Genomic DNA, 12,057 nt, shown 5'->3' with positions numbered 1-12,057 from the left:
GGCATTGACTATCAAGCACACTGTTGAGTTCTCAAACAACCGACGCACACCGTCAGGACCGCGAACTTTCCGTTCGCTTCCCTGTCCGGGGCAGTTCCTTAAACTTACCAGATTCTTTCGGCCGATCAAATTCGCTCCGGTTCTTACGATCCGGAAGGAATTGCAACCCGCTTGCCGAAAATGGCGACCCACCCGATTCCGGGGAACACAAAGTTCCTCGATCCTGCGATGTGGGTTTCAGCCCCGGCGCGGCCACTCGGTTCGTTTCCTACCCGGTGTCCGTCTGCCCGTCGGGCTGACCTGGAGAACATTACACACGATCCCGCGTACACGCCAACTCGGGCACAGTGGCCTGCGGCACACCATGTTTCCGCAGGTCAGCGCGCATTTGAACAGCTCATGAGCGAACACCGGACAACGCTTGTGACCGGGGCCACGCACCGGAGGCACCAGCCCCCGGTCCGCGCACCCCGACGTGCCGTCCGTTGCCGCTCCCCCACGATCATTTTCCGCTCCCCCTGCCTGGACCGCACGTCGAGACCACGCACCGGAGCCGCGTACTGCGTTCGGGTCGCTCGTGACACCTGAGCACGCACCGGCGTCGTCCGCCGCGAACCAGACCGCACGCCGCCCCGCACCGGATGCCCTCCCCGGCGCCGTCCGGCGGGCGGGCGTCGACGACGCGGCCGAGACCGCGTGGCTCACCGCCCTCGCCTTTCCCCTGGTCCGCCCGCCCGGCATACCGCCGCAGCCCACGGGCAGAAGGGTGTGGCCGGCGCCCTCAGGCGTCGGCCACACCTCACTCACCCTCCTGCGGACCCCGTCGCTGGCCCTGTTGCGAGCGCCGGGTCAGCAGCGCTCGGCGCGCAGCGAGCGGATCTCGACGTACGACCGCTCGGCGTTGCCGAACGAGTCGACCGGGAAGCCGGGCGCGGCCACCGAGGCGGCGTTGTCCTGCTCCCAGATGCCGTGCCGCCGGCCCGAGCCCGCGAGCGCCGACAGGAACTCGGTGTACGGCAGGTCGCCGGCACCGAACTCCACGATGTCGTAGCCACCGGTGTTGGCCGGGTTCGCGTCGCCGTCCTTGAGGTGCAGGAGCGGGTAGCGGTGCGGGTTGCGCTTGACGTAGTCCACCGGCTCGAAGCCCGGGTAGCGGTGCTGGCCCACGAACGCCCAGTAGACGTCCATCTCCAGGAAGACCTTCCGCGGGTCGGTGTTGTCGTAGAAGACGTCGTAGAGCCGCACGTCGGGGTTGTCGGTGGCGAAGCCGAACTCCCCGTCGTGGTTGTGCTGGTAGAACTTCAGGCCGCGGGCGCGCGCCGCCTCCCCGAAGCCGTTGAACTGCTCGGCGGCGGCGAGGTAGCCGGCGACCGTGCGGTTGCTGGTGGGCGCCTGCGCGGTGCCCACGTGCTCCATGCCGAGGGTCTCGGCGATGTCGAGCTCCAGCTCCATGTTGTTGGCGAAGTCCGAGATCCCGCGGTGGGAGCCCACGGCCTTCAGGCCGTTGTCGTCGAGCAGCTGCCGGATCTCCTGGGGCGTGATCGCCCCGACCTGGCCCTGCGTGTAGCCGGCGAACTCGACCTCGGCGTAGCCCATGTCGGCGAGCCGCTCGAACACGGTGCGGAAGCCGAGCGACGAGACCTTGTCCCTGATCGAGTACAGCTGGATGCCGATGTGGCCGGCGGGCACGAGCACGCGGCCCCCGCCCTTGCCCGCGGCGGCTGCCGCGGGAGCGGCCGGGGCGAGGGTCGCCGCGGCGGCGCTGCCCGCGAGACCGGCTCCGGCGAGCGTTGCCGCACCCACGGCCACGGTGCCGCCGGCCAGCCTCAGAAAGTTCCTGCGGTTGACGTCAGTGCGTGATTCCATCACTGCTCTCCTTCGGTCCGAGCGGCCCCGGACGGGCCGGTCGAGTTCTGGGCGGCCGCTGGGGGCGTCCCGACGCCCTCGCCGACCATCGTCAGGGCGTCCACGTCGAGGGTGCCGCCCGTCGCCGTGACGTAGAGCGTCCCCGTCTGGTCGCGGTCGCGGAACGACAGGTCGACGTCCTTCCACGTGCGCGCGTTCACCTTCACGGTCGCGAACGGCTTGGCCGTGGGCGAGCCCCAGCGGAGCTGGAGCTGCCCCTTGCCGCGCACCGTCGCGGTCGTGCTGTCGATCCCGGACAGGCTCACCCGCTCCAGGGCGAGGGAGTCCTTCTTGCCCAGGCCGGCCACGTACGCGCCGGCCGAGGCCGTCTCGTCCTGGACCACCTCGACGCCCGTGAGGGTCGCGTGCTCCGCCTGCTGGAGCTTGGGGTTCAGGCGCAGTGTCGCCTCGCCGGCGGCGGGCGGCAGGCCGTTGGCCCCGTTGTCGGTGTAGGTGATGACGACGGCGCCGTACAGGTGCGCGCCGGCGCCGTGCTCCGGGGAGTTGGGGTCGGTCGGGAAGACGCCGGTGCAGCCGGTGCCCGACACCTCGGGGTGCGCGTGCTCGTCGTGGCCGAGGCCGTACGACCAGGCGACCCGCTCGCAGACGGTCTCGGTGCCGTCCTCGGTGTCGTTCGTGGTCACCTGGAACGCGACCTCGTCGCCCCAGTCGAAGAACCCGCCGTCGGCCGGGAGGTCGACGGTGACCTCGGGCGCCTCGTTGCCGACGCTGATCGACGTCGAGGTGAGCGTGCGCTTGCCGCTGCCGTCGGTGACCCGCAGGCGTGCGGTGTAGACACCGAGCTCGGTGTAGGTGTGCGTGACCTCGGGGCCGGTCAGGTCGAAGGTGCCGTCACCGTCGACGTCCCACTCGTAGGTGAGCGCGTCGCCGTCCGGGTCGCTGGAGCCCGACGCGTCGAAGGTGACCTCGACGGGTGCGGACGGGGACGACTCGGGCGTGGCCGTGAACTGCGCCTGCGGCGCCTTGTTCCCCTCGGCGTGGTCGATGCGGTAGAGCCCGGAGTCCGGGTTCTGCCGGAAGAACCCGTCGCCGTACTCCAGGACGTACAGCGAGCCGTCCGGGCCGAACTCCAGGTCGATCGGGTTGTCGTTGATCGGCATGCCCGCGGCGGTGAGCGCCGAGTTGGGGAAGAAGTCCTCGATCTCGCCGACCTCGAACGTGGACCAGTCCACGCTGAACGCGGCGTAGTAGTCCTGGGAGAACTCGCCGAAGAACGCCTTGCCGTCCCAGACTGAAGGGAACTTGCCGGGCGCCGTGCTGTCCGCGTCGTAGTGGTAGACGGGGCCGCCCATCGGCGCCTGGCCGCTGCCCGAGCCGAAGCTCACGAGCTCGTCCCGGGGCTGCTGGCCCGGCTGGTCGCCGTAGTACAGGGTGGCCGCGCGCGACGGCGGCAGGTTCGTCAGGCCGGTGTTCCAGCGGGAGTTGTTGACGGGCGCCGCGCAGTCGAAGAACTCGCGCGGCGTGGCCGTCTCGAAGTTCCACTCGTTGTAGGCCGCGTTCGGGCCGTGGCAGTACGGCCAGCCGGCGTTGTGCGGGTCGTCGAGGCCCACGGCGTTCCACTCCACGTAGCCCATGGGGCCGCGGTCCGCGTTGGCCGCGCCGGCGTCGGGCCCGTAGTCGCCCCAGGTCAGGGAGTTGGTCTCCGGGTCGACCTCGATGCGGAACGGGTTGCGCACACCCATCACGAAGATCTCCGGACGGGTGTTCTCCGTGCCGGGGGCGAACAGGTTGCCCGCGGGGACGTCGTAGGTGCTGCCCTCGCCCGGCGCCGTGCCCGCGGGGATCTCGTCCTTCACGTCGATCCGCAGGATCTTGCCCCGCAGGTCGTTCGTGTTGCCCGCGCCGCGCCGCGAGTCGAAGCCCGGGTTCATGTTCGGCGCGTCGTTGTTCGGGGCGTAGCCGTTGGCGCCCGGCGTGCCGGCCGGGGTGTTGTCGCCGGTCGACAGGTAGAGGTTGCCCTCACCGTCGAAGTCGATGTCGGCACCGACGTGGCAGCACTGGCCGCGCTGCACCTCGATGTCGAGGATCGCCTGCTCCGAGTCGAGGTCGAGCGCGTCGCCCGTCCACGTGTAGCGGGCCAGGCGGTTCACGCCGACCCACTGGTCCCAGTAGCTCTCGTCCTCGCCCGCGGGGAGCGTGTTGGGCGCGTTGCCCGCGGGCGTGTCCGCCGCGCCGTCGCCGTCCGCGTCCCGCGGCGCGTACACGAGGTAGACCTGGTTGCTCTCCTCGAAGTCGGGCGCCAGGGCGATGCCCTGCAGGCCGTCCTCCGAGTTGGCGTACACGTCCAGGGTGTTGACGACGCGCGTGACGCCCGTGGCCGGGTCGGTCAGCCGGACGTCGCCGTTGCGGGCCGTGTGCAGCACCCGCTGGTCGGGCAGGACCGCCAGGTCGATCGGCTCACCGACGTCCTTGGTGAGCAGGATCTTCTCGTAGTTGCCCCAGTCCGTGTCGGCGGCGGCCGCCGCGTCGGCGGTGTCGTGGCCGTCGTGCGCGAACGCCGTCGGCGAGGCCACGAGCGCCGTGCCCACCAGGGCCGCGGCGGCGAGCGCCGCGAGCGTCCTCTTTCGGCGCGCGTGAGCGCGCGTCTCGATACTCTTCATCCGTGATGCAGCTCCTCGTCGAGTTGGTCACGCCGGCCGGGCCTCGTGCGCATCCCATTCGTCCGGGGCCCGGTCCTCGCTGCTCCGGCGCCGTACGGCGACGCCGGGTCGTGCTCGTCGTTCCTGGTCGTACCTCCCTGTCAGCGGTGCATCAGCGGGTGGAGGGTGTCAGCGTGTCGAGAACGCGGCGTCGAACGCCGCGTCGGGCGCGTCGTACGCGCGCGAGCGCACGAACTGGAGCGCCTCGGGGGCGCCGACGAGGCGGTCCATGCCGGCGTCCTCCCACTCCACGGAGATCGGGCCGTCGTAGCCGATCGTGTTGAGCATCCGGAACGCGTCCTCCCAGGGGACGTCGCCGTGCCCAGTGGAGACGAAGTCCCAGCCGCGGCGCGGGTCGGCCCACGGCAGGTGCGACGACAGGCGGCCGTTGCGGCCGTTCGTCATGCGCTTCTTCGTGTCCTTGCAGTCCACGTGGTAGATCCGGTCCTTGAAGTCCCAGAGGAAGCTGACCGGGTCCAGGTCCTGCCACACCATGTGGCTGGGGTCCCAGTTGAGGCCGAACGCCTCGCGGTGGCCGATCGCCTCGAGCGTGCGGACGGTGGTCCAGTAGTCGTAGGCGATCTCGCTGGGGTGCACCTCGTGGGCGAACTTGACCCCCACCTCGTCGAACACGTCGAGGATGGGGTTCCAGCGGTCGGCGAAGTCCTGGTAGCCGGCCTCGATCGCGGCGTCGGAGACCGGCGGGAACATCGCCACGTACTTCCAGATCGCGGAGCCGGTGAACCCGATCACGGTCTTGACGCCGAGCTTCGCGGCCAGCCGCGCGGTGTTCTTCATCTCCTCGGCGGCGCGCTGCCGCACGCCCTCGGGGTCGCCGTCGCCCCAGACGCGGTCGGAGACGATGTCGCGGTGGCGCTGGTCGATGGGGTCGTCGCAGACGGCCTGGCCCTTGAGGTGGTTGGAGATCGCCCACACCTTGAGGCCGTGCCGCTCCAGCAGCTCGAGGCGTCCGGCGACGTACTCGTCGTCGTCCCAGCGCCACGGGTCCAGGTGGTCGCCCCAGCAGGCGAGCTCCAGTCCGTCGTAGCCCCACTCCGACGCGAGGCGTGCCACCTCCTCGAGCGGCAGATCGGCCCACTGGCCGGTGAACAGGGTGATCGGTCGTGCCATGGTTTCCTCCTGTGCGTGACGATCCGGCGTCGCCGGTCGTGCCCATCGGTGTTCGGTCAGGGAGTTCGCCTGCGCCGGAGCACGACCGCCGCCGCTCCCGCGACGACGACCGCACCCAGGACCCAGCCGGCCCAGCCCGGCAGGCCGGACGACGCCGAGGAGACGTCGTCCGCCCGTGCTGCCGTGCCCGCCCCGTCCGGCCCGGTGGTGTTCTCGGCCGGCGGCGAGCCGTCCGACCCGGCCCCGGTCTCCGCCGCCTCGGGCTCTGCGTCCTCCGACTCCGCCGCGGCGGGCGGCGCCACCACGTCGACCTCGGTCTCGACCTTCGCCCTGGCCGGTTCCTTGACCCGCGCGGTCACCGTCCAGTGCCCCTCGTCGAGCACCGCGGGTTCCGAGCGGTACCAGCCGACGCCCTCGGACGCCGAGACCAGGGTGATCGGGCCCACCTCGTCGCCGGTGTCGGAGACCGCCCGGACCTCCACCACGGCCGACTCCTCGACGGGGTGCTTGTCGCCCGCCCAGACCAGGGCGGCGGAGATTCCGCCGGCGCCGTCCGTGCCGAGCTCGATGTCGATCTTCCCGCCGTGCGCCGACGCCGGCGCAGCGGCGAGCCCGACGGCGAGCCCGAGCCCCAGCGCCAGCGCCGCCCCGAGGCGCGTCAACCTCCTCACACGGCCCCCTGGTCCGTCGCGCACCCGTCCTCGACGGTCACGATGACGAATGCCTTGCCGGAGGGGCTGAGCTGCCAGTCCCCGGCCACTGTCAGCCTCGTCCGAGGTTCCGGCGTGGCGATCACGCGGTAGTCGCCCGGGGCCAGGTTCGCCAGGTCGCGAGGCTTGCCGTCCGCCTTGCCGTCGACCCAGTTGTGCACGACGTAGCTGCGGACGCCCGGCAGCTCGACCGGATCGATCGACCCCCCGGCGTCGCAGGTCGTCGCTGTGACGACGACGTCCGGCGTGTTCGGGTCAGGGCACTCGGGCTCCTCGATCGTCACGAACAGCACGGCGAGCCCGGCGGCGTTGAGCCGCCAGTCCCCCTCGGCGACGAGGACGTACCCGTCGGCCGGCCGGGCCGCGACCCGGTACCGGCCCGGGGCGAGGTCGTCGAGGTCGGTCACGACGTCGCCGGCCGCGCCGTCGACCCACTCCCGCACCACGTAGGACCGCACGCCCTCCACGTCGGCGGTGACCAGGGCGCCGCCGGTGACGACCTCGGCCCCCGACCGGTCGTAGAAGCACGTCGGCTGGACGATCTCGACCGCGGGCGTCGCCTCGTCGAGCGCGGGCGCGGCGATCGTGAACCGCAGGGTCTCGCCGACGACCGTGTCGCCGTCCACCGACGCCCGCACCTGGACGGTGTGGGCGCCGGACGCCGAGATCTCCACGGGCGCCGTGTACTCGGTCCAGCCGCCGTCGTCGACGTTGACCTCCCGGTACACCGTGGCGCCGGCCGGACCGCCCGTGGCCTCCACGGTGACCGTGACCGGCCCGAGCCACTGGCCGTCCGGGCCGTCCGGCTCGGCCGGTGACAGCGTGCCGCTCACCGCGAGCGGCTCGGCGGCGCCGACCACCCGGAAGTGGTCGAACGTCGCCGTGGCGACCGACTGCTGGGCGGCACCGAGCGCGTACAGACCCACCCGGGCGTCCTGCAGCCCGTCATGGGTCACGGACCCGTCGAACGCGGTCCACTCCTCACCGTCGGCACTGTAGGCACCGGTGAAGGTCGAGCCCTCCTTCGAGAGCCGCAGGTGCCACGTGCCCGAGGTGAGGCCGTTCACGTTCGGCTGCGGGTCCTGCACCACCGCGTCGACCTCGCTGCGCAGCTCGAGGCGCTGCGCGACGGGGCTGCCCACCGCGTTGTCGGTCACGAGGTCGAGCTTGACGTAGTTGTCGTCGTCGCCGTACACGATGAGACCGCCCTGCTGGTACTGCTGGTCGAAGTCCGAGCCGTCCACCAGCGTCTCGACCGTCCAGTCGTCCTCCGGCAGGTCCTGCACGACGATGTTCGGCGTGCCGGTGTTGGAGCCGGTGTAGATGTCCGTGGCGGTCGTGTCGATCTCCAGCGCGCCACCCGTCACCCGGTAGCCCGTTGGGTCGTCGCGGACGACGTCCCAGCGGCAGGCGTCGAGGGCGTCCCCGTCGAACTCGTCGTCCGGCCCGGGGGTCTCGGCCGTGTCGTCCGGCGTGATGTGGAACCAGTCGAACCGCGCGTCCACGACCGGCGCCGCCGAACCGCTGCCCGCGAGCGCGAAGAGCCCGATCTGCGGGTCGTCGATGCCCGACAGGGACTTGGTCTGCGGCATGGCCGTGAAGTCCACCCCGTCGTCCGAGTACGCCGCCGTCAGGTCCTCGCCGTCGCTGCTGGACAGCCGCACGTACACCGTGTCCGGGTACGCCTGTCCGAGGGCGGCGGTGTTGGAGTCACCGACCTCGTTCGGCACGCCGGCCTCCTCACGGATGTACTGGAAGATGCGCGTGGCCGGGTCGGCGGGTGCCGAACGCCCCTCGATCACCATCTTGGCGTAGTTGTCCGCGTCGCCGTAGATCAGCAGTCCGGCCTGCTGGTACTGCGCGTGGGCCGGGACGGTGACCTTCGCCGTCGCGGTGAACGGGCCGTCCGGCAGGTCCTGCAGCACGAGGTTCGGCACGGTGGAGTTGCCCGTCCCGTAGAAGTCCGTGACGGTGGCCGGGATCGTGAGCGTCCCGTCCGCGACCCGCAGGTCCTGGTTGCGGTCCAGCACGGTCCAGCGGTCCGGGTCGAGCTCGTCGCCGAGGAAGTCGTCCGACCGGCCCGACAGGCACAGCTCGGGCTCGGCGACGGTCCCGGTGACCTCCACCATGACGTACTCGACGGCGTAGGCGCCGCCCTCGTCGGTGACGCGCACCTGGAGCCGGTACGTCCCCGGCTCCTCGTAGGTGTGCTCGAACGCCGGCGTCCCGTCGACGAACCCGTCACCGAGACCGGCGTCCCAGGCGTAGGTCAGGTCCCCGGTCCCGTCGGGGTCCGTGGCCGTGGCGGACGCCGTCACGGTGAGCGGGGCGTCGCCCGCGACCGGGTCGACCGTCAGCTCGACCTCCGGCCGCTGGTTGTCGGTGACGCCGCGGCCCTCGATCTCCATCCAGTTGGCGTTGATGCCTCCCGACAGCAGGACGAAGTGCAGCGAGCCCGAGCCGGAGGGCACGTCGTGCAGCTCGGTCCCGACGTCGACGTACTGCTGCCAGCCACCGGTTCCGGGCACCGTGATCCGGCCGATCTCCGGACCGTCCGGGGCGTCCCAGCGCAGCGACACCTCGCCGCCACCGCCCTCTGAGGCGGCGCGCAGCGAGATCGAGTCGACCTGGGCCAGGCTCACCGGCTCGTGCGCCCAGTAGTCCCCGGGCTCGATGAAGCCGATGTTCTGGCCGCCGCCGGCCGAGTCGCCCGTCTGCTCGATCTGGACGCCGGGGTCGCCCGCCCCGTCACCGATGCCGTCCACGCGGCCCGTGCCGGTGAAGAACTCCGACTGGACCAGCTTGGGCTGCAGCACCTGCAGGTCGGTTGCCGTCAGGGGTGCGCCGGCGGCGCCGCCGTCGTCCGTGTAGAAGCCCTCGATCACCCAGAAGATGTTCGACTCGATGCCGTGCCCCTCGTCCCGGGCGGTCTGGATGACACCCGAGCAGCCGGTCAGCTCCTCGAACGGGTGCGCGTGGGAGTCGTGGCCCAGCGAGGTGAACAGCGTGACGTCGTCACAGCTCACCTCGCCGTCGGGATCGTCGACCGCGATCTCGTAGCGCACCTGGTCGCCCCACTCGAAGAACCCGCCGTTCTCCGGGAACGTGATCGACACCTCGGGCGCGATGTTGCCCACCACGATGGTCACGTTCGCCACGCCGGTCTGCCCGGCCGGGTCGGTGGCGACCAGCTGCGCGGTGTAGCGGCCGTTCTCGGTGTAGGTGTGGGTCGGGTTGGCCTCGGTGCTCGGCGCCGAGCCGTCGCCGAAGGTCCACTGCAGGGTGAGCGGCTCCCCGGCGGGGTGCCGCGTGCCCTCCGAGGAGAACTGCACGGTCAGCGGCGCCAGGCCGGAGGTCACGTCGGCGGACGCCCGGGCGATGGGCGCCGGGTCGCCTTCCACGTAGTCGACCCGGTACACGCCCGAGGTGTCGTTGTTGCCGCCGAAACCGGAGCCCCAGTCCACGACGTACAGCGCACCGTCAGGACCGAAGTCGAAGTCCATCGGCCGGTCGAACCCGGCGCTCGGGTCGAAGATCCCCGGCAGGACCCGGTTGATGTCCACGAGGTCGTCCCGCTGCTCCCCCGCGAGCTGGAAGGAGTACATCCGGCCCTGGTTCCACTCGCCGAACAGCGCCTTGCCGTCCCAGTAGGCCGGCCACTTGGTGTCGGACTCCAGCTCCGGGTCATAGGTGTAGACCGGGCCGCCCATCGGCGCGCCGCCGCCCCCGATCTCCGGGAAGAGCGGGTTGGTCCCGTAGCCGTACCAGACCTCGGCCTCCACCGCGGGCGGAAGCTGCGTGATGCCGGTGTTGTTCGGCGAGTCGTTCACTGCGCCGCCGGCGCAGTCGTACGCCGCGCCCGACTGCCCCGTGGCGAAGTCGTAGGCGCGGTAGGCGTTGTTGGCACCCGTGCAGTACGGCCAGCCGTAGAACCCCGGCTCGCTCACGACGTTCCACTCGACGGTCCCGGCCGGGCCGCGGTCCGCGTTCGCCGCCCCGGCGTCGGGGCCGTAGTCGGCCACCAGCACGTTGTCGGTCGCCGGGTCGACGCCGATCCGGAACGGGTTGCGGAAGCCCATCGCGTAGATCTCGGGCAGCGTGTCGGCCGTACCCGGGGCGAACAGGTTGCCCTCGGGGATCGTGTACGAGCCGTCGTCCTGCGGCGTGATCCGCAGGATCTTGCCGCGCAGGTCGTTGCTGTTGGCCGACGTGCGCTGGGAGTCGTAGTTCGCCCGTCCCGCCCGCTCGTCCAGCGGCGCGTACCCCTGCGACTCGAACGGGTTCGTGTTGTCGCCCGTGGCCACGTACAGGTTGCCGTCGCCGTCGAAGGCCATGTCACCGCCCGCGTGGCAGCACGTCTGGCGCTGCGTCGGGATGATCAGCACGGTCTCCTCGGACGCCTGGTCGATCGTGCCGGAGCCGGCGTCGTAGTCGAAGCGGGAGACGCGGTTGTGCGGTCCGTCGTCGCCGACGTCCTCCGGCGACCAGAACAGGTAGACCCACCCGTTGGTCGCGAAGTCCGGGTCGAGGACGACGCCGGTGAGGCCGTCCTCGTTGGACTGCGTGACCGGCAGCGTCATCGCAGTGCTGGTGGTGTTCGACTCCGGGTCGATCACCTGGACGCGCCCGTCCCGCTCGACGTAGAAGACGGTGCCGTCAGGCGCCACGTCCAGCATCATCGGGTTGGCGGTGTCCTCGTCGAGGGGCACCATCTCGTAGCTGCCGCTCTGGGTCGCGGCGCAGTCGGAGTCGACGACCCCGGCCGCGGTCTGCAACCCGCCCAGCAGGTGCTCGAGGAACTCGGGTTCGGCGTACGAGGCGTCGGTGTGACCGCCGCCCGTGTACCAGGACCGGCCCCCGTCGTAGACCTGGCACCAGGCGGTCGGGTGCTCGGCCCCCATCGCACCCGTCCCGGCGTCGTACGTGGTCTCGTCCAGGGAGGCGAGGACGTGCACCTTGTCGCGCGGGTTGGTGCGGAAGTTGTACCACTCGTCGAACCGGTCCCACCGCTGTGGCAGGTGCGCGGTCGAGGCGTGGTCGTGGTCCTCGACCTTGACGGTGGCGTCCTGGTTGGCCGGGTGGGAGTTGAAGTAGGCCCCCACGAGCTCGCCGTACCACGGCCAGTCGTACTCCGTGTCGGACGCCGCGTGGATGCCGGCGTAACCGCCACCGCCCTGGATGTAGCGCTCGAAGGCGGCCTGCTGCTGCTCGTCCAGGACGTCGCCGGTGGTGGACAGGAAGACGACCACCTCGTACTCGGCCAGCCCCTCGTCGGAGAAGACGCTCGCGTCCTCGGTGGCGGTGACCGTGAAGTCGTTTGCCGCGCCGAGCTGGGTGATCGCCTCGATCCCCGCGGGGATCGAGCCGTGCCGGAAGCCGGCGGTCCTGGAGAACACCAGGGCATCGAAGGGTTCTGCCGCGGCCGCATCAGCGGCGGTCACGGCGGCCGACGTCCCGGCGGCGGCCGCAGCCGGCACACCCGAGGACGCGACCGAGGGCGCGGCGGCCGCCACCAGGGCGGGGACGCCGAGCGCGGTCACGGCTGCTGCCGCGACCACCGACCGCAGCATGCGGCTGGTTCGTAGCACGTTTCTCACCTGGAGCTCCTCATTGAGTCGGGTCAGTACTAGTGCCTTGCGAGACTGCTCGTG

Annotated in this window: 5 protein-coding genes; all 5 read right to left on the bottom strand. The window is 71.2% G+C overall.

Features of this window, described 5'->3' with window-relative positions:
• Positions 1 to 849: 849 nt before the first annotated feature.
• Complete coding sequence (locus ACH45N_RS24870) at positions 850 to 1,866, bottom strand: sugar phosphate isomerase/epimerase family protein (RefSeq protein WP_397398618.1); 1,017 nt, start codon at positions 1,864 to 1,866, stop codon at positions 850 to 852.
• Complete coding sequence (locus ACH45N_RS24865; RefSeq protein ID WP_397398617.1) at positions 1,866 to 4,526, bottom strand: PQQ-dependent sugar dehydrogenase; 2,661 nt, start codon at positions 4,524 to 4,526, stop codon at positions 1,866 to 1,868. Before ACH45N_RS24865 ends, ACH45N_RS24870 begins: the two co-directional genes overlap by 1 nt.
• A gap of 168 nt (positions 4,527 to 4,694) precedes the next feature.
• Positions 4,695 to 5,696, bottom strand: coding sequence for a sugar phosphate isomerase/epimerase family protein (locus ACH45N_RS24860; protein WP_377229393.1), 1,002 nt, complete (start codon positions 5,694 to 5,696; stop codon positions 4,695 to 4,697).
• 56 nt (positions 5,697 to 5,752) lie between these two features.
• The gene (locus ACH45N_RS24855; RefSeq protein ID WP_397398616.1) at positions 5,753 to 6,367 is read right to left on the bottom strand and encodes a hypothetical protein; all 615 of its coding nucleotides are present in this window, start codon (positions 6,365 to 6,367) and stop codon (positions 5,753 to 5,755) included.
• A complete protein-coding gene (locus ACH45N_RS24850; protein WP_397398615.1) occupies positions 6,364 to 11,994 on the bottom strand; it encodes a ThuA domain-containing protein in 5,631 nt (1,876 codons plus the stop codon). Before ACH45N_RS24850 ends, ACH45N_RS24855 begins: the two co-directional genes overlap by 4 nt.
• Between the last annotated feature and the right edge of the window lie 63 nt (positions 11,995 to 12,057).

The sequence above is a fragment of the Promicromonospora sp. NPDC019610 genome (genome assembly GCF_044389365.1).
Lineage (GTDB): Bacteria > Actinomycetota > Actinomycetes > Actinomycetales > Cellulomonadaceae > Promicromonospora.
The sequence above is the reverse complement of the archived record's forward strand: the minus strand, read 5'-3'. Positions and strand labels throughout refer to the sequence as shown.

Coding starts and splice junctions, on each gene's coding strand:
- ACH45N_RS24870 (WP_397398618.1), bottom strand. CDS start 1,866: ATGGAATCACGCACTGACGTCAACCGCAGGAACTTTCTGAGGCTGGCC.
- ACH45N_RS24865 (WP_397398617.1), bottom strand. CDS start 4,526: ATGAAGAGTATCGAGACGCGCGCTCACGCGCGCCGAAAGAGGACGCTC.
- ACH45N_RS24860 (WP_377229393.1), bottom strand. CDS start 5,696: ATGGCACGACCGATCACCCTGTTCACCGGCCAGTGGGCCGATCTGCCG.